We start from the raw sequence: 22,357 nt of genomic DNA on the forward strand, positions 1-22,357 counted from the left end.
GGCGGGAGGCCCGGCAGGGTGGTGTGGCTGCCACTATACGACAGCCCCGGGACCCCCGATCAGAAGGCGTTGCCCAGGCTGACCAGCCAGTTCACCGCGGCGGCGCACAGGCCCAGCACCACCAGGGCCAGCAGGCGCGTGCCCGCGGTGTCGCGGGTGCTGGGGGCGGCCACCGGCACCTGTTTGTCACCCAGGACCATCGGGCGCACGAGGCTCTGCTTCTTCATCCACTTGTAATAGGCGATGGCCAACAGGTGCAGGCCCACGAGCACGAACACGATGAGCTTGCCGACTTCCTTGTGGTAGTCGGTGGCCATCGACACCGTGTCGCCCGAGACGAAGCGCACCAGCGGGCCGAAGAAGGCGATCTCGTCGTCGCTCATGAGGCCGGTGCCCACTTGCGCCGCCAGGATCAGCAATAGAGCGAAGACCGACAGCGCCCCCAGCGGGGTGTGCCCCACCGAGTGCTCGGGGTGACCCCGTCCACGGAGGTAGGCCACCAGGGATGAAGGGGCGTAGATGAAGCGGGTGAAGCGGGACCAGTGGCCACCGATGAACCCCCAGACCAGGCGGAACAGCAGCAGCGTGAGCACGGCGTAGCCCAGGCGAAGGTGCCAGTTCATCCAGTTGCCGCCCACACTGCCGGTGACGATCAGGCCGATGACGCAGGCCGCAAGCAGCCAGTGGAACAGACGGGTGGGCAGGTCCCAGACGCGGATGGTGTGCATGGTGATCGTGGTGGGTTGGAGTCGGAATCGAGGAATAGAGAAGGTATATCGGAAAACGTTCCGATGGAACTTTGGTGATGTCCCTACACTCCTGAGCGGGTGGCTCCAGGAGCCACGCCATACCGCCCCACAACCTCCTCAGGAGCATCCATGAAAATAGCCGCCTCCCTCGCCTTGGCCCTCGCCTTCGGCTCCCTTTCGGTTCCCGCCTTCGCGCAATTCCAGAAGCCCGAAGACGCCGTGAAGTACCGCAAAGGCGCCTTGACCGTGATGGCCAACCACTTCAGCCGCATCGGTGCGATGGCCAACGGCCGTGCGCCTTTCGATGCCAAAGTGGCCGCCGAGAGCGCCGCCATCGTGGAAACCATGAGCAAGCTGCCGTGGGAAGGCTTCGTGGCCGGCACCGACAAGGGTGACACCGCCGCCCTGCCCGCGATCTGGACCGAACAGGCCAAATTCAAGGAAGGCTCCGACAAGCTGCAGGTTGCAACGGCTCAGCTCGCCGCAGCCGCCAAGACGGGCAACCTCGACAGCGTGAAGACGGCGTTTGGCGCCACGGCCCAGACTTGCAAAGCCTGCCACGACGCTTTCCGCAAGTAAGTCGGAACTGCTCACGAAAAAGGCCGGGATCGCTCCCGGCCTTTTTCATGGTCGTCTGCAAAACCTCAGGCCTGCTGCGCGAGCAGTTCCTCGATCAAGGCATGCAAGGCCGGGAAATCGGGTTCACCCACAAAGCGTTTGACAATGCGGCCCTGCTTGTCCACCAGGTAGGTGGTGGGCGTGAGCTTGACGTCGCCCCACTGCCGGGCGATGTCGCCGGTGTTGTCCAGCGCGACCTTGAAGGGGAGCTGGCGCGACTGCGAGAAGTTGAGCACCCAGGCCGGTGGGTCGTATTCCATGGCCACCGCCACGGTCTCGAAGCCCCGCCCCTGGTACTTCTGGTACGTGGCGATGATGGAAGGCATTTCCTTCACGCAGGTGACGCAGGTGGTGGCCCAGAAATTCACCAGCGTGACCTTGCCCTTGAGGTCGGCGGTGGTGGCTTTGCTGCCGTCGAGCAGCACGAAGGTGGAGTCGGGCGCGGACTCGCGGCCCGCGCAACCCGCCAGGCCCAGGGCGCCAAGGGCACCCAGCGCGGCCGCAGCCTGAAGGGTGCGCCGGCGGTGTTGGCCGCGGGGGCTGAGATCGGTCATTGTCTTTTCACTTCCCGGGGGCTACATTGCCCCACGTCATTCATTGAACAGCTTGTTTCCCGGAGGAACCGCCATGCAGCGCCGCCAGTTTACCCAGTCCACCACCGCGATGATCGGCCTTCTGGTCCTCGCCGCCCATCAGCAGGCCAGGGCCTTGTCCTTGGGCGATCTCACCGAAGGCGACGCCAGCCAGGGCATCAAGGTGGCCCTGGAAAAGGGCGCGCTGGCCGCGGTGGCTTTGCTTGGCAAGACCGATGGATTCCTGGGCAACCCAAAAGTTCGGATTCCCCTGCCAGGATTTCTCGAAGATGCGTCCAAGCTGCTCAAGATGACCGGCCAGGGCAAGCGCGTCGACGAACTGGTCACCAGCATGAACCGGGCCGCCGAGGCGGCGGTGCCGATGGGGCGCGATGTGCTGGTGGGGGCGGTGAAGTCGATGAGCGTGACCGACGCCAAGAACATCCTGGGCGGCGGCGAGAACTCCGTGACCCAGTTCTTTGCGGAAAAAACGCGCACGCCGCTGGGGGAGAAGTTCCTGCCCATCGTGACCCAGGCCACGGAGAAGGTGGGCTTGGCCAATCAGTACAACAAGGTCGCGGGCAAAGCGGCGGGCATCGGGCTGGTCAAGTCGGAGGACGCCAACATCCAGCGCTACGTCACCGGCAAGTCGCTCGACGGTCTTTACACCATCATCGGGGAAGAGGAGCGCAAGATCCGGCAGGACCCGGTGGGCACCGGCAGCGCCATTCTGAAGAAAGTGTTCGGCGCCCTGAAGTAAGCGCACCCTCGCGGAAGCGGGCTGGTTTTATCGGAGCTTCTGCCGGGCCTCGGCCAGACGGGCTTCGAGGTATTCGCCGTAAAAGTCGGGCACAGCGATGCCCACCAGGCGCTCGGCAAGTTCCCGCCCGTCCGGGCCGAAGAACAGCACCGTCGGCGTGAACCGGGCTTTCCACTGCCTGGCCTGATCGGCGGGTGTGGTCAGCTGGCCATCGAATCCCTGCAGGTTGCCGGTGCGGTCCATCACGTCGAGCTGCACCGCATGGATCTTGCCCTCGCGCCGCATGGGCAACAGGTAATGGTTGCGCACGATGGCGCAATAGGGGCAGCCCGTCAACGTGGTCATCACCACAAGAGGCTCGCCCCTGGCGGCGGCAGCCTGCGCCGCACCGCGCAAGGACGTCGGCGTGGGCAGCTCCCGGACGGTGGCGCTGGGGGAGGGGGTGGCGATCTCGCTCATAGGGGTCTTGGTCTGGGGCGTTGTCGGTCAGACCGCGCCACGGCGCTGAAGTTCGGCGAGCCGCTCGGATGGGCAGGTCAGCCAGTCGCTCAGCACCTCGGCCGTGTGCTGACCCAGCAGCGGCGGTGGCCGGTCGTTGCGCACCGGCGTGAGGCTGAGTTTGATCGGGCTGGCCACCAGGTCGACTGCCTCGTTCAGGGGGTGGGTCCACGTGTGGACCATATCGCGGGAGCGCACGTGCTCGTCGGTGAACACCTCGGCCAGGTTGTTGATCGGGCCGCATGGCACCTTTGCCGCCTCCAGGGCGCTCAGCCAGTCGGCCTTGCCGCGCGTCTTGAGGATGGCGGCCAGCAAGGGCACCAGCACGTCGCGGTGGCGCACGCGGTTCTGGTTCTGCGCGAAGCGGGGGTCCGCCGCCAGTTCCGGCTGCCCGGCCACGGCGCAGAACTTGGCGAACTGGCCGTCGTTGCCCACGGCCAGGATGATGTACTGCGCCTGACCTTGTGCATCGGGTGCGACCTCGAACGCCTGGTAGGGCACGATGTTGGCGTGGGCATTGCCTGCCCGGCCCGGCACCTTGCCTTCGTCGCGGCCGCGCACGAGGTAGTTGGCGCCCAGGTTGGCCAGCATCGCCACCTGGGTGTCGAGCAGCGCCATGTCGATGTGCTGGCCTTCGCCGGTGCGCTCGGCGTGGCGCAGGGCGGCCTGGATGGCGATGGTCGCATACAGGCCGGTGAAGAGGTCGGCCACCGCCACGCCCACTTTCTGGGGGCCGCCGCCGGGCAGCGCATCGCGCTCGCCGGTCACGCTCATGAGGCCGCCCATGGCCTGGATCGCGAAGTCGTAGCCCGCCCGGTCTTTGTAGGGGCCGGTCTGACCGAAGCCGGTGATGGAGCAGTAGACCAGCCGGGGGTTGATCGCGCGCAGCGTGGGGTAGTCCAGGCCGTAGCGGGCCATGTCCCCCACCTTGTAGTTCTCGACGAACACGTCGGCCTTGACCGCCAGCTCGCGGATCAGGGCCTGGCCTTCGGGCGTCGCGATGTCGCAGGTGATGGAGCGCTTGTTGCGGTTCGCGCCCAGGTAGTAGGCCGCTTCCGCGGTGTCCTGGCCGTCGTGACCTTGCAGGAACGGCGGGCCCCAGCCCCGGGTGTCATCGCCGCCGGGATGGCCCTCGCCGGGCGGGCGCTCGACCTTCACGACGTCGGCGCCCAGGTCGGCCAGCGTCTGGGTGCACCAGGGCCCGGCCAGCACGCGCGAGAGATCAAGTATGCGGATACCATCCAGAGCATTCATGTTGCCATTGTGCGCGACGCCGCCCCGCTGCGGTGTCCCGGCGGTGGCCCCTCTGGCTGGAACCCCATGTCTGTCCCCGTCCCCGGCGGCACCCCGTGCCGCCGCTTGCGCTCACTCGGGCTTGCGCTGTTCGCCGGGCTGGCACTGAGCGCCTGCAGCCCGACCTTCAACTGGCGGGAGCTGCGCCCCGAAGGCACGCCGCTGCAGGTGCTCATGCCCTGCAAGCCCGAGTCCGCCACGCGGCCGGTGCCGCTGGATGGCGGCGCGCCCACCGAGCTGCACATGCACAGCTGCGACGCCGGCGGCCTGACCTTCGCCGTCGCCTGGGCCGAGCTGGGCGACGCGGCTCGCGTGCCGGCCGCCCTGGCGGGTTGGCGGCGGGCTTCGCTGGGCGCCGTGCGCGTCGATCCGGCGCGCGCCGACGACCCTGCGAACGCGTGGGCCGCTGCGGTGCCGGGTGCGACCCAGACGCTGGGCCTGATGGCGCAGGGCAGCGACCACCAGGGCCGGTCGGTGCTGGTGCGGGCCGCGCATTTCGCGCGCGGCACACAGGTTTACCAGGCAGCGATCTACGGCCCGGCGCTGCGCGACGAAGCGACGACTCCCTTCTTTGACGGACTCAAGCTGCCATGAACCCGACGGCCCGACCCGGTCCCGTGCGCCTGGAAGGCGCGGTGGCGCCGCCCCTCCCGATGAGCGAAGTGCTCGCGCCCCGTGCGGCGGTCGTCGTTTTTCTCACCTTCGCCCTGGCGTACTTCCTGTCGGCGCTGCTGCGCGCCATCACGGCCACGCTTTCGCCGACCCTGAGCGCCGAGATGTCGCTCAATGCCGGCGACCTGGGCCTGCTGGCCGGCGGTTACTTCTTCGGCTTCGCGCTCACCCAGCTGCCGCTGGGCAACTGGCTGGACCGCCACGGTCCCCGCACGGTGATCCTCTGGTTCCTGGGTGTGGCGGTCGCCGGCTGCGTCGCGTTCGCGCTGGCCACCAACTTCACCTGGCTCCTGGCCGCGCGCGTGCTCACCGGCATGGGGGTGAGTGCCTGCCTGATGGCCCCCCTCACGGGCTACCGGCGCTGGCTCACGCCCCTGGCGCAGATGCGCGCCAACTCCTGGATGCTCATGACCGGTTCGTTCGGCATGGTGGCGGCCACCTTGCCGGTGCAATGGCTCATGCCGTTGACCGGCTGGCGCGGCCTGTTCTGGCTGCTGGGCGGGTTGATCCTGCTGTCGATGGTGGGCATCGTGTGGCGGGTGCCGCATTGGCGGCGGGCCGAACCGGAGGTGACCACCCCGGTGGCCGAGCCCGGTTACGGCCTGGTCTGGCGCAACCCCTACTTCCGCCAGATGGCGCCGATCGGCTTCGTGAACTACGGCGGCATGATTGCCGTGCAGACGCTGTGGGCGGGGCCCTGGATGGTGAAGGTGGCGGGCTATACGCCGGAACAGGCCGCCGCCGGCCTGTTCGGCATCAACCTCTCGATGCTGTGCACCTTCTGGCTCTGGGGGGTGTTCAACCCGCGGCTGGCGCGGCAGGGCTGGCTGCCCGAGCGGCTGATCGCCTGGGGCCTGCCGCTGAGTTTTGCCGTGCTGGGCACCATCCTGCTGCTGGGCGAGCGCGCCGGCTGGCCGCTCTGGGCGCTGTATTGCGTGAGCTGCACCTTCGTCTCCCTGTCACAGCCGGCGGTGGCGCTGGCGCTGCCGGCCGAGGCCGCCGGGCGGGCGCTGTCGGGCTACAACCTGGTCATCTTCGGCGGGGTGTTCGTGGTCCAGTGGGGCATCGGGCTGCTGATCGATGCCCTGGGGCTGTTCGTCGACAGCGAGATCGCACGTTACCGGGGCGCCATCGGCATCTTCGGCGCCTGTGGCGTTCTCACCTACGCCGTGTTCCTGCGCGCCCATCTGCGCCGCGTGGCCGGCCGTGCGGGCTAAACTGGGGCCATGAACGGCATCCTCATCATGGCGCACGCGCCGCTGGCCACCGCACTGCGCCAGTGCGTGCTGCATGTGTTCCCCGACAGCGCCGACGCGGTGTCGGCGCTGGATGTGCAACCCAACGTGCCGCCCGAGGAGTCGCTGGCGCAAGCCCGCGCGCTGATGCGCCAGATGCACCTGCCGCAGACGCTGGTCGTGACCGACGTGTTCGGTGCCACGCCCTGCAACGTGGCGCAGAAACTCATCGACGGCATCAATTCCAAACTCATCACCGGCGTGAACCTGCCCATGCTGCTGCGCACCGTGTCGTACCGCCATGAATCGCTGGATGCGCTGATCTCGCGCGCCATGATCGGCGCCACGCAGGGTGTCATTCAGGTGGCGGTGACCGCACCTCAGAACCAGGCCAGAAGAGCCACGCATGATCAAGACCACCGTGACCATCAGCAATAAGCTCGGGCTGCACGCGCGCGCCTCGGCCAAACTCACCAAACTCGCCGGCGGCTTCGCCTGCGATGTGTGGATGTCGCGCGGCGAACGCCGGGTCAACGCCAAGAGCATCATGGGCGTCATGATGCTGGCCGCCGGCATCGGCAGCGTGGTCGAGATCGAGACCGACGGCAAGGACGAGCAGCCGGCCATGGACGCGCTGGTGGCGCTCGTCAACGACAAGTTCGGCGAGGGCGAATGACCATCTCCATCCACGGTCTGGCGGTCTCCCGGGGCATTGCCATCGGGCGGGCCGTGATCGTGGCGTCCAGCCGCGTGGACGTGGCGCACTATTTCGTGCAGGCCGACCAGGTCGAGCGCGAGATCGAGCGCCTGCGCCAGGCGCGCAATGCGGTGGCTGAAGAGATCGTGAAGGTGCAGCAAAGCCTGCACGAACTCGGCCCGAACGACGCGCACCCCGAACTCACCGCGCTGCTCGACGTGCACCTGATGCTGCTGCAGGACGAGCAGCTCACCAGCGGCGTGAAGCACTGGATCGTGGACCGGCACTACAACGCCGAATGGGCGCTCACCACCCAGCTCGAGGTGATCGCGCGCCAGTTCGACGAAATGGAAGACCCCTACCTGCGCGAGCGCAAGGCCGACCTGGAGCAGGTGGTCGAGCGCATGCTGCGCTTCATGCGCGGCGTGGCGTCGCCCGTGGCGCCGGGCGGGGAGACCCGAACGCCTCAGGACAGCGCCATCGAGGCGCCGCTGGTGCTCATCGCGCACGACCTCTCGCCCGCCGACATGCTGCAGTTCAAGCAGAGCGTCTTTGCCGGCTTCGTCACCGACGTGGGGGGCAAGACCAGCCACACCGCCATCGTGGCGCGCAGCATGGACATCCCGGCGGTGGTGGGCGCGCGCTCGTCGAGCCAGCTGATCCAGCAGGACGACTGGGTCATCATCGACGGCGATGCCGGCGTCGTGCTGGTCGATCCGTCGCCCATCCTGCTGGCCGAATACGGCTTCAAGCAGCGCCAGGGCGAGGTCGAGCGCGAGCGCCTCTCGCGCCTGAAGAACACGCCCGCCGTCACGCTCGACGGCCAGAAGATCGAGCTGCTGGCCAACATCGAACAACCTGAGGACGCCGTGGCGGCGCTCAAGGCCGGCGCCGTGGGCGTGGGCCTGTTCCGCAGCGAGTTCCTCTTCATGGGGCGGGCCGGCAAGCTGCCCGACGAGGAGGAGCAGTACCAGGCCTACCGGCGCGCGGTCGAGGGCATGCAGGGTCTGCCCGTCACCATCCGCACCGTCGATGTGGGCGCCGACAAGCCGCTGGACCGGGGTGCATCGCGCGCGGCCGACGACCACCTCAACCCGGCGCTGGGGCTGCGCGCCATCCGATGGAGCCTGGCCGAGCCGGCCATGTTCCTGGTTCAGCTGCGCGCCATCCTGCGCGCCGCCGCACACGGCCCGGTGCACCTGCTCATTCCCATGCTGGCGCACGCCAGCGAGATCCGCCAGACACTGGCGCTGGTCAACCGCGCCCGCGAGCAGCTGGACAACGCGGGTGTCGCCTACGGCCACGTCAAGCTCGGCGCGATGATCGAGGTGCCGGCGGCGGCCCTGACCATTCCGCTGTTCCTGCGCTACTTCGATTTCCTGTCCATCGGCACCAACGACCTGATCCAGTACACGCTGGCCATCGACCGCGCGGACGAGGCGGTGTCGCACCTCTACGACCCGGTGCATCCTGCGGTGCTGCAGCTGCTGGCCAGCACCATCGAGCAATGCCGGGCCAAGGGCAAGGGGGTGAGCGTGTGCGGCGAAATGGCGGGCGACGTGAGCCTGACCCGCTTGCTGCTGGGCCTGGGGCTGCGCACCTTCTCGATGCACCCGTCCCAGATCCTGGCGGTCAAGCAGCAGATCCTGCGCTGCGACACCACGCGTCTGCAGACCTGGGCCCAGAGCGTGCTCGCGGCCGAAGACCCTGCGGCGTTGATGACCGACTAGTTGCCGTGTTCCGGCGCGGGCTGCGGCTGGTGAGCCGAAATGCCCGCCAGCACGCTGGCGCTCACCAGCACCATGGCGAGTGTCTCCAGTAGGGTGGGCCAGCGTGCTTCCCACAGAAAACCGTAGAGCAGGGCGAACAGGGTCTCGAACAGAATCATCTGCCCGATCATGGTCAGCGGCAGCAGGCGGCTGGCGCGGTTCCAGAGCGCATTGCCCACGACCGAGGCCACCACGGCCATGCCGGCCGCCACGCCGATGAAGCGCCCCCATTGCGCGCCGGTGTGGTCGCTCAGGCTGCTGCCCAGGAAGGCCGGTACCGCCAGCAGCAAAGCCAGCCCGCCTGTCACCAGGCCGGTGAGCAGGCTCCAGTCGTGCGAGGACACGTGGTCCAGGCGCGCCAGCCAGCGGCTGTTGCTCACGGCATAGCTGGTCCAGGCGGCCAGCGCCCCGAGGGCGCAGAGAAAGCCGGTGAGTCGGCTGGCGGCGGGCGCCTGCGACGGCATGCCCAGCGCCTGCCAGGCCACGCAGGCGATGCCAGCCACGCCCAGCGCCAGCGTGAGGGCGAGGCGGCGCAGAGGCACAGCCCCGTGGCCCCGGCTGCCGATGAGCGTGACCGCCACCGGCAGGAAGCCGATGACCAGCGAGGTCATGGCCATGCCCCCGAGCTGCACGGCGGACGCCAGCAGCACGTAGTACAGGATGTTGCCCAGCAAGCTCAGGCGCAGCAGGGCCCACCACTCCGGCCGGCCGAGCCGGGGCGCCACGGCGCGCCAGCGCGGCGCGATCAGGGCCAGTGCCACCAGGCCGTAGGCCAGGTAGCGGGCGGCAGACAGTTGCAGAGGGGAGAAGTCGCGTGCCAGTTCGGGCGCCAGGAACACGAAGCCCCAGGCGGCGCCGGCGGCGGCGCCAAAGCCGATGCCCAGCGCCAGGGACGGGTGGTGCCCGCTCATGGGCGGTCGGAGGGGAGCGAGAAGATCATGGTCCTGAGCTTAGCCCGGCCCATCGTCGCGTTTCGAGGGCGCGTCGTCGCGATTCGCGGGTTCCGCGCGGCGGTCAGCCGTGCGGTGCTTCGCGACGCAGGGCGGCCGTCAGGGCCGAGGGCGAGCGGTAGCCGGTGCGCCGCGCGGTGTCGGCCACGCTCAGACCGTTGGCGCGCCAGGCGCGGGCCTGGGCAAGCCGTTGCCGGCGCAGCCATTGCATGGGGCTCTCGCCCTGTTCGGCCTGGCAGCGCGCGGTGAATTGCGAAGCGCTCAGGTGCACCTGCGAGGCCAGGTCGGCCACACTCAGCGGCGCTTGCCAGCGCGTCTGCAGCCATTGGTGCAGGGCGGCCCAGTCGATGGGGCGCCGATGCCGTTCCAGGGCCGTTGGGCCGGGCGGTAGCCAGGCTTCGAGCAGCAGGCCGGCGCCGTGCTGGCGCGCACGGGGCAAGCCGGAAGACAGGGCGGCGGCCAGATAGTGCGCCAGGGGCTGCACGCCGGCCGGCGGCGCGGCGATGGCGCGGGCCCAGGCGGGGTCGTGCGAGTCCAGCACCAGGCAGCGTGTCAGGCCACGGCCTTCAAAATCGTGGCGCTCGCCGGGGGGCACCACGCAACCCTCGCCGGCGGCGATGCGCCGCCCTCGTCCCGCCACTTCGAGTTCGAGCACGCCCTCCAGACCCACCAGGATCTGGAAGTGGTCGTGGTCGTGGCTGCCGTGCGAGGCGCCGTAGTCGCGCACGCTCAGGTGATCGTGCGCGGCGCCCATGTCACTTCACGCCGGGGTTGAGCACGCCGTGCGCCTGCTGGTCGGCGTGGTACGAGCTGCGCACCATGGCGCCCACGGCGGCGTGCGTGAAGCCCATTTCGTAGGCCTTGGCCTCGAACATCTTGAAGGTGTCGGGGTGCACGTAGCGGCGCACCGGCAGGTGGTGGCCGCTGGGTGCGAGGTACTGGCCGATGGTCAGCATGTCGATGTGGTGTGCGCGCATGTCGCGCATCACGTCGAGGATTTCCTCGTCGGTCTCGCCCAGGCCGACCATCAGGCCGCTCTTGGTCGGCACGTGCGGGAACAGCGCCTTGAACTTCTTGAGCAGGTTCAGGCTGAACTGGTAGTCCGAGCCAGGGCGCGCTTCCTTGTACAGGCGCGGCACGGTCTCGAGGTTGTGGTTCATTACATCGGGCGGCGCGGCCTTGAGGATGTCGAGCGCGCGGTCGTCGCGGCCGCGGAAGTCGGGCACCAGCACCTCGATCTGCGTGAGGGGCGAGAGGGCGCGCGTCTTCTCGATGCAGGCGACGAAGTGGCCGGCACCGCCATCGCGCAGGTCGTCGCGGTCCACGCTGGTGATCACCACGTACTTCAGGTTCAGCTGCGCGATCGTCTTGGCGAGGTTGTCGGGCTCGTTCACGTCCAGCGGGTCGGGGCGGCCGTGGCCCACGTCGCAGAACGGGCAGCGGCGCGTGCACTTGTCGCCCATGATCATGAAGGTGGCCGTGCCCTTGCCGAAGCACTCACCGATGTTCGGGCAGCTGGCTTCCTCGCACACCGTCACCAGCTTGTTGGTGCGCAGGATGTCCTTGATCTCGTAGAAGCGGGTGGTCGGGCTGCCGGCCTTGACGCGAATCCACTCGGGCTTCTTGAGCACCTCGGCCGGCACGACCTTGATCGGGATGCGCGCGGTCTTGGCCTGGCTTTTCTGCTTGGCCGTGGCGTCGTAGCTGGCAGCGGGCTGGGCGTCGCGGACGGTGCTGCTGGCGGGGGCCGTGGGGGTGTCGAGGCGGGTCATGGCATGGGCGCGGGGCGCGCGGTAAGGGTCAGGGGCTCAGGGTGGCGACAAGCTTCTGGCTCAGCACCGCAGCGGCGTCGTCCCAGGAGGCCGCGACCCCGATTGTAGAAAGGTCGACCGTGGGCAGGCCCGCGTAGCCGCAGGGGTTGATGCGATCGAAGGGTTGAAGGTCCATCGCCACGTTCAAGGCCACGCCGTGGTAGGTGCAGTGGCGGCTGACCTTGATGCCGAGCGCGGCGATCTTGCCCAGGCCGGTGAAGTCGGGTGGAGGCAGGGGTTCGCCGGGGGGGCGCTTCTGGGGGCGCTGCGGCAGCAGGGCGTGGCTGCCGGGGTCATCCAGCCGCACATAGATGCCGGGCGCGCCGGCCACGCGGTGGCCCGTGACGCCGAAGGTCGCGAGCGTGCGGATCACGGCCTCTTCCACGCGGTAGACGTATTCCTTGACGAAGTAACCCGCGCGCTGCAGGTCCACCAGGGGGTAGGCCACCACCTGTCCTGGGCCATGGTAGGTCACCTGCCCGCCGCGGTTGGTCGCGACCACGGGGATGTCGCCCGGCGCGAGCAGGTGGTCTTCGCGGCCCGCCAGGCCCTGGGTGAAGACGGGTGCGTGTTCGCAGACCCAGAGCTCGTCCGGCGTGTCGGCCGTGCGCGCCGCGGTGAAGGCCTGCATCGCCTCGTAGGTGGGCGCGTGGTCGACCCGGCCCAGCGCACGAACGATCATGATCGGCCCCACCGCCGGGCCGCCCCAAGGCGGGGCCAGCCCCCTTGGGGGGCAGCGACCCGCGCAGCGGTGGAGCGTGGGGGCTTCACAAGACGACCTTGACCATCGGATGTGTGGTCAGTGTGCGATAGAGCTCGTCGAGCTGCTCGCGGCTGGTGACGTGCACCGTGAGCGTGAGGCCCATGTAGTTGCCCGCCTTGCTCGGGCGCTGCTCGACCGTGCGTTCGTCGAAGTTGGGATCGAAGGCGCGCGCGACATGGCTCATGGCGGTGACGAAGCCGTCCACGTTGGCGCCCATCACCTTGATGGGAAAGTCGGTCGGGTAGGTGATGAGCGATTGCTCGGGGGGGATGTCGGGAGGGAGTTCCATGGGTCCGGTTTCCAGTTCTTCAAATCGATTGCGCGGCCACGGCGCGCTGGTAGCCCGCATAGAGGCGGGCGTACGCGGGGCCGGGTCGGCCGCGCTGGGCGCCGTGGCCGACCGGCGCGCCGTCCAGCACCGTGATGGGCAGCACCTCCTTGGTGGCCGAGGACAGCAGCAGCTCGTCGGCCGACAGCACTTCCGCGCGGGTGACGCGGCGAAGCTCGTACCGCAGGTCTTGTTGGCGGCAGAGTTCCTCGACGAGCCCGAAGCGGATGCCCTCGAGCACCAGGTTGTCCTTGGGCGGGCCCATGACCACGCCGTCCTTGACCACCCACACGTTGCTCGACGCGCCCTCGCTCAGAAAGCCGTCGCGAAACATCACCACCTCCACCGCGCCCGCATCGGCGGCAATCTGGCGCGCGAGCACCGAGCCCAGCAGGCTGGTGGCCTTGATGTGGGCCTTGCGCCAGCGGAAGTCGTCGGCGGTCACGCAGGCCACGCCGTGGTCGCGTTGCTCCGGGGTGGCCAGCTTCATCGGATTGGCCATGACGAACACCGTGGGCTTCAGGCCGGGCGGCATCACGTGGTCGCGCGGGGCCACACCCCGGGTGATCTGCAGGTAGATGAGCTGGTCGTTCACGCCGCGGGCCTGCTGGTCGGCGATCAGGCGCCGTGCGATGCCCAGCCATTCGTCGGATGAAAACGGGTTGGGCATGCGGAGTTCGCGCAGCGACCGCGCCAGGCGCGCCATGTGCTCCGCAAAGCGGAACACGCGGCCACCATAGGCCGGGAGCACCTCGTAGACGCCGTCGCCGAAGATGAAGCCCCGGTCCAGCACGCTCACGCGGGCGTCCCGCAGCGGACCGTAGGCCCCATCCAGGAAGCACAGGGAGTCGGGCAGGTCGGTCATGGCGGGATTATCGACCTCGCCCCTGGAGGGTGTGGCGCGCACGGTTATCCCGTCCGCCGAATATTGACGGAGGGCTGGGGTTTCTACGTATAATGAGTGGCTTTGCAACCCAGGCGCTTTGTCGTCCGTTTGTCACGCGCGAGGTCGAACATGACGCAAGGCCATTCGATCCCGCCCGCAAGGGCAGACCAGGAAGATGGGGAGCAGGAATCCGATTTCAAGCCGCTGACGCGCGAAGAAGCGCAGCAGTGGCGGGTTGGCCAGCCAGTGCTCTCGCTCTGGCGGCTGGTGATGGTGCAGTGGCTGGTGGGACTGGCGGCGAGCATCGTGGGTGGACTGCTGTGGCAGTCGTCCTCGGTGGCGTGGTCGGTTCTGTATGGCGCGGCGGCGGTGGCGATCCCTTCGGCTCTCATGGCCTATGGGTTGACCTCCAGTGCGATGTCCCGTGTGTGGGCGGCGCACGCCAACGCGGCATTTGCCGGTTTTCTGCTGTGGGAGGGTGTCAAGATCCTGCTGGCGGTGGTCATGTTGGCCGCAGCCCCGTGGGTGGTCTCTCCCCTGAATTGGTTCGGCCTTCTGGTCGGGCTTGTGTTGGTTCTCAAGGTCTATTGGTTTGGATACTTCTTCCAGGCCAGGCGATCAAATGCAAACGGTTGACTCTCCGGCTCATCGGACAAACGAACATGGCTGCTGAAGGCACTTTGACCCCGGGCGAATACATCCGCCACCACCTGGTCCACCTGACGAACCACAAGCAGGGATCCATCGTCGATTTCTCGGTGATCAACATCGACTCCGTCGTGGTGAGCGCCTTGCTGGGTCTGTTGACCGTGTTTGTGCTCTGGCGTGCCGCCCGCGTGGCCACGGCCGGTGTGCCGGGCCGCTTCCAGGCGGCTGTCGAGATGCTGGTGGAGATGGTCGATTCGCAGGCCAAATCCGTCATCCACAACGCCCAGAGCCGCAAGCTCGTCGCCCCGCTGGCGTTGACGGTGTTCGTCTGGATCTTCATGATGAACTTCATGGACATGATCCCGGTGGACCTGATTCCCCAGATCTGGCACAGCGCCGGCCCTGCCATGGGCTTCAAGGATTACCTGCGCGTCGTGCCGACCGCCGACCTCTCCACCACCCTGGGTCTGTCGGTGTCCGTGCTGCTGATGTGCCTGTTCTACAACATCAAGATCAAGGGCCTGGGCGGCTGGGCGCACGAGCTCGTGAGCGCGCCGTTCGGCACCAGCAAGAACCCCCTTTGGGCCGTGCTGCTGGGCATCGTCAACTTCCTGATGCAGATGATCGAGTTCGTCGCCAAGACGGTCTCGCACGGCATGCGGTTGTTCGGCAACATGTTCGCCGGCGAGCTGGTGTTCATGCTGATCGCGCTGCTGGGCGCCTACGCCACCCTGTCGCTGGGCGGCGGCCTCTTCTTCATCGGTCACCTGATCGCTGGCACGGTGTGGACCCTGTTCCACATTCTGGTCATCACCTTGCAAGCGTTCATCTTCATGATGCTGGCCCTGATCTATCTGGGGCAGGCGCATGACGCGCACTGACGCGGCTCTTTAAGTCGCATTCGGTTTCTCTCGTTTCTTTCCTTTCTCAACAAACTTCCACTTCATAGGAGTCATCATGGAAAACGTTCTGGGTCTTGTCGCACTGGCTTGCGGTCTCATCGTCGGTCTGGGCGCCATCGGCGCATCCATCGGCATCGCGCTGATGGGCGGCAAATTCCTCGAATCGTCGGCACGTCAGCCTGAGCTGATGAACGACCTGCAGACCAAGATGTTCATTCTGGCCGGTCTGATCGACGCTGCCTTCCTGATCGGCGTGGCCATCGCCCTGCTGTTCGCCTTCGCGAACCCGTTCACGCTGTAATTCGGCTCGCTGCCCCGCGCGGGCTGGCGTTGCGGTGACGGCCTTTACTCCCGTCCCCGCGATCCGCCACCTGTGCCGGCAGCCGGTTCGTCTCCCCTCTTGTCAACACACAGAAAGGCGTTGCGATGAACATCAATGCAACCCTCTTTGCGCAGGCCATCGTCTTCGCGATCCTGGTGATCTTCACGATGAAATTCGTGTGGCCCCCCATCGCCAAGGCGCTCGATGAGCGTGCGTTGAAGATTTCCGAAGGCCTGGCTGCTTCTGAGAAGGCCAAGACCGAACTGGCCGTGGCCAACAAACGGGTCGAAGAGGAGTTGAGCAAGTCGCGCAACGAATCCGCCACCCGCCTGGCCGACGCCGAGCGCCGAGCCCAGACCGTGATCGAAGAAGCCAAGGCCCGCGCCACCGACGAGGCGGCGAAGATCGTGGCAGCCGCCCGTCAGGACGCTGATCAACAGGTCGTCAAGGCCCGCGAAGCCCTGCGCGAGCAGGTGGCCGCACTGGCCGTCAAGGGTGCCGAGCAAATCCTCAAGCGCGAAATCAATGCCGGCGTTCACGCCGAATTGCTGGGCCGCCTGAAGACCGAGCTCTGACCCGAGCCTGACGCCACCGACCGGCATTCAAAGGACCACCATGGCAGAAATCGCCACCATTGCCCGCCCCTATGCGGAAGCGCTGTTCAAGGCCGCAGGCCCTGACGCGGCTGGCGCCGCGGCCTGGCTCGACGAGCTGGCTGCCCTGGCCGCCAATGAACAGCTGCGTCAGTTCGCCGGCAGCCCCAAGACCGAGCCCGAGCAGGTGCTTTCGCTCATGAGCGGCCTGCTCAAGAGCGGCTTGCCCACCATGGGGCAGAACTTCCTGCGCACCGTGCTCGAGAACGGCCGCATCGAGGCCCTGCCCGAAATCGCCGCCCAGTTCCGCGCACTGAAGAATGCGCAGCTGGGGGCTTTCGACGCGGTGGTCCAGAGCGCCTTCGAGGTGGACAGCGCCACGCTGGCCGAGCTCTCCGGGGTGCTGGAAAAGCGCTTTGGACGCAAGCTCAACCTCCAGGTCGAACTGCAGCCCGATCTGATCGGCGGCATTCGCGTGGTGGTGGGTGACGAGGTGCTGGACACCTCGGTCAAAGCCCGCCTGGAACAAATGAAGATTGCCCTGACGGCCTGACGGCTGTTTTTCCGGGCGCGCCTGCACACCATTTAACGAAAGAAGGAAAGAGTCATGCAACTCAATCCCGCCGAAATCTCCGAACTGATCAAGTCCCGCATCGAGGGGCTGGGTGCCTCCAGCGACGTGCGCAACCAGGGCACGGTGGTCTCGGTCACCGACGGTATCGTCCGTGTCCATGGCCTGTCCGACGTGATGCAGGGCGAAATGCTGGAATTCCCGGCCAACAAGGATGGCGTGCCTTCCTTCGGCCTGGCGCTGAACCTCGAGCGCGACTCCGTCGGCGCCGTGATTCTGGGTGAGTACGAGCACATCTCCGAAGGCGACACCGTCAAGTGCACGGGCCGTATTCTGGAAGTGCCGGTCGGCCCCGAGCTGATCGGCCGCGTGGTCAACGCACTGGGCCAGCCGATCGACGGCAAGGGCCCGGTCAACGCCAAGCTGACCGACGTGATCGAAAAGGTCGCCCCGGGCGTGATCGCCCGCAAATCGGTGGACCAGCCGGTGCAGACCGGCCTGAAGTCGATCGACTCCATGGTGCCCGTCGGCCGTGGCCAGCGCGAGCTGATCATCGGTGACCGCCAGACCGGCAAGACCGCCGTGGCGATCGACGCGATCATCAACCAGAAGGGTCAGAACATGACCTGCGTCTACGTCGCGATCGGCCAGAAGGCCTCGTCGATCAAGAACGTGGTGCGTGCCCTGGAACAGGCTGGCGCGATGGACTACACCATCGTCGTGGCCGCTTCGGCCTCCGAATCCGCTGCCATGCAGTACCTGTCGGCCTACTCCGGCTGCACCATGGGCGAGTACTTCCGCGACCGCGGCCAGGACGCGCTGATCGTCTATGACGATCTGTCCAAGCAGGCCGTGGCCTATCGCCAGGTTTCGCTGCTGCTGCGCCGCCCGCCAGGCCGCGAAGCCTACCCCGGCGACGTGTTCTATCTCCACAGCCGTCTGCTCGAGCGCGCAGCTCGCGTGAACGCCGACTACGTCGAAGCCTTCACCAAGGGTGAAGTCAAGGGCAAGACCGGTTCGCTGACGGCACTGCCCATCATCGAAACGCAGGCTGGCGACGTGTCCGCTTTCGTGCCGACCAACGTGATCTCGATCACCGACGGCCAGATCTTCCTGGAAACCAGCCTGTTCAACGCCGGCATCCGCCCCGCCATCAACGCCGGTATCTCGGTGTCGCGCGTCGGTGGTGCTGCCCAGACGGACCTGATCAAGAAGCAGTCCGGCGGTATCCGTACCGACCTGGCCCAGTACCGTGAACTGGCTGCGTTCGCGCAGTTCGCTTCCGACCTGGACGAAGCCACCCGCAAGCAGCTCGACCGCGGTGCCCGCGTGACCGAACTGCTGAAGCAGGCCCAGTACGCGCCGCTGTCCATCAGCCTGATGGCCGCCTCGCTGTTCGCCGTGAACAAGGGCTATCTGGACGACATCGAAGTCAAGAAGGTGCTGTCGTTTGAAGCCGGCCTGCACGCTTTCCTGAAGGACAAGCACGCCGCCCTGCTGCAAAAGATGGAAGCCGGCAAGGCGCTGGACAAGGACAAAGAAGCCGAAGCCCAGCTCGCCGCTGCGGTTGCCGATTTCAAGAAGACCGGCACGTACTGATCCGCCCCATTGACCAGCTAAGGAGCCCCAATGGCAGCAGGTAAGGAAATACGCGGCAAGATCAAATCGGTGGAAAACACCAAGAAGATCACCAAAGCCATGGAAATGGTCGCCGCCTCCAAGATGCGCAAGGCGCAGGAGCGCATGCGCTCCGCGCGTCCCTACGCCGAGAAGGTGCGTCAGATTGCTGGCAACCTGAGCCGGGCCAACCCGGAGTACACGCACCCGTTCATGCAGACCAACGACGCCAAGACCGCCGGTTTTGTCGTGGTCACGACCGACAAGGGTCTGTGCGGTGGTCTCAACACCAACGTGTTGCGCGCGGTGACGACCCAGCTCAAGGAACTGCAGGCCCAGGGCGTGAGCGCTGAAGCCGTGGCCATTGGCAACAAGGGCCTGGGCTTCCTCAACCGCATCGGCGCCAAGGTGGTGTCCAGCGTGACCGGGTTGGGCGACACGCCCCACCTGGAAAAGCTGATCGGCCCCGTCAAGGTGCTGCTCGACGCGTACACCGAAGGTCGCATCAACGCGGTCTACCTCTCGTACACCAAGTTCATCAACACGATGAAGCAGGAATCGGTGATCGAGCAACTGCTGCCGCTCAATGCCGGCACCTTGCAAGACGAAGCCGGTGGTCGCGACTGGGACTACATCTACGAACCCGATGCAGCCACCGTCATCGACGAACTGCTGCTGCGCTACGTGGAAGCCCAGGTGTACCAGGCGGTCGCCGAGAACATGGCGTCCGAGCAATCCGCCCGCATGGTGGCCATGAAGGCCGCGACCGACAACGCCGGCAGCGTCATCGGTGAACTCAAGCTGGTCTACAACAAGACCCGCCAGGCCGCGATCACGAAAGAACTTTCGGAAATCGTCGCCGGCGCCGCCGCGGTCTGAAGCAGCCGCCCAACCGAATCCAGAGAAAACAGAAGGTATCCATCATGTCTCAAGTACAAGGCAAGATCGTCCAGTGCATCGGCGCCGTCGTGGACGTGGAATTTCCGCGCGACAAGATGCCGCGCGTTTATGACGCCCTGAAAATGGAAGGCTCCACCCTGACGCTGGAAGTCCAGCAGCAGCTGGGCGACGGCGTGGTGCGCACCATTGCGCTGGGCTCGTCCGACGGCCTGCGCCGCGGCATGGTGGTGTCCAACACCTCCAACCCCATCATGGTCCCGGTCGGCAAGGCCACCCTGGGCCGCATCATGGACGTGCTGGGCGCGCCCATCGACGAGCGTGGCCCGGTCGATCAGACCCTGACGGCCTCGATCCACCGCAAGGCTCCCGCCTACGACGAACTGTCCCCCTCGCAGGAACTGCTGGAAACCGGCATCAAGGTGATCGACCTGGTCTGCCCGTTCGCCAAGGGCGGCAAGGTGGGTCTGTTCGGCGGCGCCGGTGTGGGCAAGACCGTGAACATGATGGAACTCATCAACAACATCGCCAAGGCCCACAGCGGTCTGTCGGTGTTCGCCGGTGTGGGTGAGCGCACCCGTGAAGGCAACGACTTCTATCACGAGATGGCCGACTCCGGCGTCGTGAACCTCGAGAAGCTCGAGGACTCGAAAGTGGCCATGGTCTACGGCCAGATGAACGAGCCCCCGGGCAACCGTCTGCGCGTGGCCCTGACCGGCCTGACCATTGCCGAGTCGTTCCGCGACGAAGGCCGTGACGTGCTGTTCTTCGTGGACAACATCTACCGTTACACCCTGGCCGGTACCGAAGTGTCCGCCCTGCTGGGCCGCATGCCTTCCGCCGTGGGCTACCAGCCGACGCTGGCCGAAGAAATGGGTCGCCTGCAAGAGCGCATCACCTCCACCAAGGTCGGCTCGATCACCTCCATCCAGGCCGTGTACGTGCCTGCCGATGACTTGACCGACCCGTCGCCCGCCACCACCTTCGCTCACTTGGACTCCACCGTGGTGCTGAGCCGTGACATCGCCGCGCTGGGCATCTACCCCGCCGTGGACCCGCTGGACTCCACCAGCCGCCAGCTCGATCCGCTGGTCGTGGGCCAGGATCACTACGAAACCGCCCGCGCCGTGCAAGGCACGCTGCAGCGCTACAAGGAACTGCGCGACATCATCGCGATTCTGGGCATGGACGAACTCGCGCCGGAAGACAAGCTGGCCGTGGCCCGCGCCCGCAAGATCCAACGTTTCCTGTCGCAGCCCTTCCACGTGGCCGAAGTGTTCACCGGCTCGCCCGGCAAGTACGTGCCGCTGGCCGAAACCATCCGTGGTTTCAAGATGATCACCGCCGGTGAATGCGACCACCTGCCGGAGCAGTCGTTCTACATGGTCGGGACCATCGACGAAGCCTTCGAGAAAGCCAAGAAGGTCGCGTAAGGCGGTGTACTCGGGTGCCCGGCGTTGTGCCGGACACCCGATTACTTGCTTTCCGTCGACTTTTCAAAGGAGTACATATGAGCACCATCCGCGTCGATGTGGTCAGCGCCGAAGAATCCATCTTCTCCGGCGAGGCCAAGTTCGTGGCGCTGCCGGGCGAGGCCGGTGAGCTGGGCATCCTGCCCGGTCACATTCCGCTGATCACCCGCATCAAGCCCGGTGCCGTGCGCATCGAGAAGGCCGATGGCGGTGAAGAATTCGTGTTCGTGGCCGGCGGCATTCTGGAAGTGCAGCCGCACCACATCACGGTGTTGTCCGATACCGCCATCCGCGGCCACGATCTGGACGAAGCCAAGGCGACCGAAGCGCGCCGTCAGGCCGAGGAAGCCGTGAAGAACGCCAAGAGCGATCTCGACCTGGCCAAGGCCACGTCCGAACTCGCGGTCATGGCCGCGCAGATCGCTGCACTGCGCAAATACCGCCAGAAAAAATAAACAAGCGACTTCGTGTCGTTTATCAAGGAAGGACCGGCCACGTGCCGGTCTTTTTGTTGGTTCTTGCGGTGCACCATGTGACAGTCCGCATACCATCTCTGGCACGACAAGAACAAGTTGGGAGCGCAAGCCGCATGTCATCCATTTTTGAGAGCCCCGACATGGCCCCGGAAGAGGTGGCGGCACGTTTGCTGGTCACCTCGTCGGCCCTGGCCGATCTCACCCTGAGCGATGCGCTCAAGGTGGTGGGCTACATGCGCCCCAAGCTCATCAAGGCGGGCGCGGTCATCATCCAGGAGGGGGAGGTCAAGCAGACCGACTACATGCTGCTGGTGCTGGAGGGGGACATCGCGGTCGAGAACGAGTTGCCCGGCTTGCACGAAAGCATGGTGGTGAACATCATGGGGCCCGGCCACCTCATCGGGGAAATGGGCGTGCTCGACGGCGCGCCGCGCTCGGCCACCTGCACCGCCAACACCGACATCGCTGCGGCTGTGCTCTCGCGCACGGCCCTGATGCGCCTGCTCAAGGACGACCCGCGCCTGGGCGCGCGCCTGTTGCTGGCGATCTCCAAGCGCATGGCCGACCGGCTGCGCGAGACCACCCGCAAACTCAAGACCTTTGCCCAGATGAACAAGGCGCTGCAGCAGGAGCTGAATGTCGCGCTGAACAGCGGCCGCGCCGCGCAGGACCGGCGCGGCGGCCACCGGGGCTGAGACGAACCGCGGCGCTCAGCGCCGCACGACGCTGTCGGCCAGTTCGTTGCGCCGCGTCGCGCCGGCGTCGGCCGGGAAGTGCTGCACCAGCAGCGCAGACACCTCTTCCAGCGCCTGCGTGAGCCCGTCCTCGAACGCCCCTTCGCGCAGGCGCGCACCCAGTCGGTCCACGATGGCTTGCCACGCGGCTGGCGCGACGCGTTGCGCCAGCGCCCGGTCGGCCACGAACTCAATGGCGTGTTCGGCCAAGAGCAGGTAGACCAGAACGCCGTTGTTGTCCTCGGTGTCCCAGATGCGCAGGCGGCCGAACCAGGTGAGCGCGCGTTCGCGCACCACCGCCGACAGCGGGGTGTCGGCATTCACGCGCCACAGGTAGCTCAGAGGCAGGGCGGCCTCCACGCACAGCCGCACCTCGCCGCTGTGGCGGCCTTCACTGGCCGCGACCCGACGTGCCAGGCGCTCGGCCATGTCGTCCGGCACAGCGCGCGCGGTGTCCGAGGCGTCCAGCCAGCGGTGTTTGAAGATGCGGATCAGCTTGTTCATGGTCGTGTTGTCTCACCAGC

At 66.8% G+C, this 22,357-nt stretch carries 28 protein-coding genes; 17 read left to right on the forward strand and 11 right to left on the reverse strand.

Annotated features, from left to right (window positions below):
* Nucleotides 1-59 precede the first annotated feature (59 nt).
* Nucleotides 60-728, reverse strand: a complete 669-nt coding sequence (locus AC07ZS_RS26465) for a cytochrome b/b6 domain-containing protein (protein ID WP_494801438.1) — start codon at nt 726-728, stop codon at nt 60-62.
* Between the two features lie 150 nt (nt 729-878).
* On the opposite strand from AC07ZS_RS26465, the gene AC07ZS_RS26470 reads away from it, so the two are divergent.
* Nucleotides 879-1,328, forward strand: coding sequence for a c-type cytochrome (locus AC07ZS_RS26470; protein ID WP_494801439.1), 450 nt, complete (start codon nt 879-881; stop codon nt 1,326-1,328).
* Between the two features lie 65 nt (nt 1,329-1,393).
* Here AC07ZS_RS26470 and AC07ZS_RS26475 read toward each other — a convergent pair whose 3' ends face one another.
* Complete coding sequence (locus AC07ZS_RS26475; RefSeq protein WP_494801440.1) at nt 1,394-1,921, reverse strand: TlpA family protein disulfide reductase; 528 nt, start codon at nt 1,919-1,921, stop codon at nt 1,394-1,396.
* Nucleotides 1,922-1,994: 73 nt separating this feature from the next.
* Between AC07ZS_RS26475 and AC07ZS_RS26480 the strand changes: the two genes are divergently transcribed.
* Nucleotides 1,995-2,699, forward strand: coding sequence for a DUF4197 domain-containing protein (locus AC07ZS_RS26480; protein WP_494801441.1), 705 nt, complete (start codon nt 1,995-1,997; stop codon nt 2,697-2,699).
* Nucleotides 2,700-2,726: 27 nt separating this feature from the next.
* On the opposite strand, the gene AC07ZS_RS26485 is transcribed toward AC07ZS_RS26480, so the two are convergent.
* Nucleotides 2,727-3,158 carry a thioredoxin fold domain-containing protein gene (locus AC07ZS_RS26485; RefSeq protein ID WP_494801442.1) on the reverse strand — a complete coding sequence of 144 codons (432 nt, stop codon included), beginning with the start codon at nt 3,156-3,158 and terminating at the stop codon, nt 2,727-2,729.
* 27 nt (nt 3,159-3,185) lie between these two features.
* The gene (locus AC07ZS_RS26490; RefSeq protein ID WP_494801443.1) at nt 3,186-4,451 is read right to left on the reverse strand and encodes a CaiB/BaiF CoA transferase family protein; all 1,266 of its coding nucleotides are present in this window, start codon (nt 4,449-4,451) and stop codon (nt 3,186-3,188) included.
* Nucleotides 4,452-4,517: 66 nt separating this feature from the next.
* On the opposite strand from AC07ZS_RS26490, the gene AC07ZS_RS26495 reads away from it, so the two are divergent.
* Genes AC07ZS_RS26495 through ptsP form a run of 5 tightly spaced genes read left to right on the forward strand, consistent with a single transcriptional unit; the run spans nt 4,518 to nt 8,824 of the window.
* Complete coding sequence (locus tag AC07ZS_RS26495) at nt 4,518-5,084, forward strand: hypothetical protein (protein ID WP_494801444.1); 567 nt, start codon at nt 4,518-4,520, stop codon at nt 5,082-5,084.
* 59 nt (nt 5,085-5,143) lie between these two features.
* Nucleotides 5,144-6,379, forward strand: coding sequence for an MFS transporter (locus tag AC07ZS_RS26500; RefSeq protein ID WP_494801461.1), 1,236 nt, complete (start codon nt 5,144-5,146; stop codon nt 6,377-6,379).
* A 9-nt stretch (nt 6,380-6,388) separates the two neighbouring features.
* Nucleotides 6,389-6,835, forward strand: a complete 447-nt coding sequence (locus AC07ZS_RS26505) for a PTS sugar transporter subunit IIA (RefSeq protein WP_297398852.1) — start codon at nt 6,389-6,391, stop codon at nt 6,833-6,835.
* The gene (locus AC07ZS_RS26510) at nt 6,804-7,073 is read left to right on the forward strand and encodes an HPr family phosphocarrier protein (protein ID WP_297398850.1); all 270 of its coding nucleotides are present in this window, start codon (nt 6,804-6,806) and stop codon (nt 7,071-7,073) included. The genes AC07ZS_RS26505 and AC07ZS_RS26510 overlap by 32 nt, the downstream gene beginning before the upstream one ends.
* Nucleotides 7,070-8,824: a phosphoenolpyruvate--protein phosphotransferase gene (gene ptsP, locus AC07ZS_RS26515; protein WP_494801445.1), complete on the forward strand. Its 1,755-nt coding sequence runs from the start codon at nt 7,070-7,072 to the stop codon at nt 8,822-8,824. Before AC07ZS_RS26510 ends, ptsP begins: the two co-directional genes overlap by 4 nt.
* Here ptsP and AC07ZS_RS26520 read toward each other — a convergent pair.
* The 6 genes from AC07ZS_RS26520 to AC07ZS_RS26545 all read right to left on the reverse strand — a co-directional run bounded on the left by AC07ZS_RS26520 (nt 8,821) and on the right by AC07ZS_RS26545 (nt 13,580).
* A complete protein-coding gene (locus tag AC07ZS_RS26520; protein WP_494801446.1) occupies nt 8,821-9,774 on the reverse strand; it encodes a DMT family transporter in 954 nt (317 codons plus the stop codon). The two genes, ptsP and AC07ZS_RS26520, sit on opposite strands and share 4 nt — an antisense overlap.
* 103 nt (nt 9,775-9,877) lie before the next feature.
* On the reverse strand, nt 9,878-10,567 hold the full coding sequence (locus AC07ZS_RS26525; RefSeq protein ID WP_494801447.1) for an AraC family transcriptional regulator: 690 nt from the start codon (nt 10,565-10,567) through the stop codon (nt 9,878-9,880).
* A gap of 1 nt (nt 10,568) precedes the next feature.
* Complete coding sequence (gene lipA / locus AC07ZS_RS26530) at nt 10,569-11,585, reverse strand: lipoyl synthase (RefSeq protein WP_494801448.1); 1,017 nt, start codon at nt 11,583-11,585, stop codon at nt 10,569-10,571.
* 28 nt (nt 11,586-11,613) lie between these two features.
* Nucleotides 11,614-12,306, reverse strand: coding sequence for a lipoyl(octanoyl) transferase LipB (gene lipB, locus AC07ZS_RS26535; RefSeq protein WP_494801449.1), 693 nt, complete (start codon nt 12,304-12,306; stop codon nt 11,614-11,616).
* An 85-nt stretch (nt 12,307-12,391) separates the two neighbouring features.
* A complete protein-coding gene (locus AC07ZS_RS26540; RefSeq protein WP_494801450.1) occupies nt 12,392-12,676 on the reverse strand; it encodes a DUF493 family protein in 285 nt (94 codons plus the stop codon).
* A 19-nt stretch (nt 12,677-12,695) separates the two neighbouring features.
* Complete coding sequence (locus tag AC07ZS_RS26545; protein ID WP_494801451.1) at nt 12,696-13,580, reverse strand: D-amino acid aminotransferase; 885 nt, start codon at nt 13,578-13,580, stop codon at nt 12,696-12,698.
* A gap of 150 nt (nt 13,581-13,730) precedes the next feature.
* Here AC07ZS_RS26545 and AC07ZS_RS26550 point away from each other — a divergent pair, with 150 nt between their 5' ends.
* The 10 genes from AC07ZS_RS26550 (at nt 13,731) to AC07ZS_RS26595 (ending at nt 21,794) form a co-directional block, all read left to right on the forward strand.
* Nucleotides 13,731-14,237: an ATP synthase subunit I gene (locus AC07ZS_RS26550; protein ID WP_494801452.1), complete on the forward strand. Its 507-nt coding sequence runs from the start codon at nt 13,731-13,733 to the stop codon at nt 14,235-14,237.
* 26 nt (nt 14,238-14,263) lie between these two features.
* The gene (gene atpB, locus AC07ZS_RS26555; RefSeq protein ID WP_494801453.1) at nt 14,264-15,130 is read left to right on the forward strand and encodes a F0F1 ATP synthase subunit A; all 867 of its coding nucleotides are present in this window, start codon (nt 14,264-14,266) and stop codon (nt 15,128-15,130) included.
* Between the two features lie 76 nt (nt 15,131-15,206).
* Nucleotides 15,207-15,452, forward strand: coding sequence for a F0F1 ATP synthase subunit C (atpE, locus tag AC07ZS_RS26560; RefSeq protein WP_009519254.1), 246 nt, complete (start codon nt 15,207-15,209; stop codon nt 15,450-15,452).
* 125 nt (nt 15,453-15,577) lie between these two features.
* Nucleotides 15,578-16,048: a F0F1 ATP synthase subunit B gene (locus tag AC07ZS_RS26565; RefSeq protein ID WP_494801454.1), complete on the forward strand. Its 471-nt coding sequence runs from the start codon at nt 15,578-15,580 to the stop codon at nt 16,046-16,048.
* Between the two features lie 40 nt (nt 16,049-16,088).
* Nucleotides 16,089-16,619, forward strand: a complete 531-nt coding sequence (locus tag AC07ZS_RS26570) for a F0F1 ATP synthase subunit delta (protein ID WP_494801455.1) — start codon at nt 16,089-16,091, stop codon at nt 16,617-16,619.
* A 54-nt stretch (nt 16,620-16,673) separates the two neighbouring features.
* Complete coding sequence (gene atpA, locus AC07ZS_RS26575; RefSeq protein WP_494801456.1) at nt 16,674-18,236, forward strand: F0F1 ATP synthase subunit alpha; 1,563 nt, start codon at nt 16,674-16,676, stop codon at nt 18,234-18,236.
* 30 nt (nt 18,237-18,266) lie between these two features.
* Nucleotides 18,267-19,133 carry a F0F1 ATP synthase subunit gamma gene (gene atpG, locus AC07ZS_RS26580; RefSeq protein ID WP_494801457.1) on the forward strand — a complete coding sequence of 289 codons (867 nt, stop codon included), beginning with the start codon at nt 18,267-18,269 and terminating at the stop codon, nt 19,131-19,133.
* A 44-nt stretch (nt 19,134-19,177) separates the two neighbouring features.
* Nucleotides 19,178-20,584: a F0F1 ATP synthase subunit beta gene (atpD, locus tag AC07ZS_RS26585; protein WP_494801458.1), complete on the forward strand. Its 1,407-nt coding sequence runs from the start codon at nt 19,178-19,180 to the stop codon at nt 20,582-20,584.
* Between the two features lie 77 nt (nt 20,585-20,661).
* Nucleotides 20,662-21,078: a F0F1 ATP synthase subunit epsilon gene (locus AC07ZS_RS26590; protein WP_291114471.1), complete on the forward strand. Its 417-nt coding sequence runs from the start codon at nt 20,662-20,664 to the stop codon at nt 21,076-21,078.
* Nucleotides 21,079-21,212: 134 nt separating this feature from the next.
* Nucleotides 21,213-21,794 carry a cyclic nucleotide-binding domain-containing protein gene (locus tag AC07ZS_RS26595; protein ID WP_494801459.1) on the forward strand — a complete coding sequence of 194 codons (582 nt, stop codon included), beginning with the start codon at nt 21,213-21,215 and terminating at the stop codon, nt 21,792-21,794.
* 15 nt (nt 21,795-21,809) lie between these two features.
* On the opposite strand, the gene AC07ZS_RS26600 is transcribed toward AC07ZS_RS26595, so the two are convergent.
* Nucleotides 21,810-22,337, reverse strand: a complete 528-nt coding sequence (locus AC07ZS_RS26600; protein WP_494801460.1) for a TPM domain-containing protein — start codon at nt 22,335-22,337, stop codon at nt 21,810-21,812.
* Nucleotides 22,338-22,357 lie beyond the last annotated feature (20 nt).

This window comes from Hydrogenophaga sp. GW456-12-10-14-TSB4 (assembly GCF_059424305.1).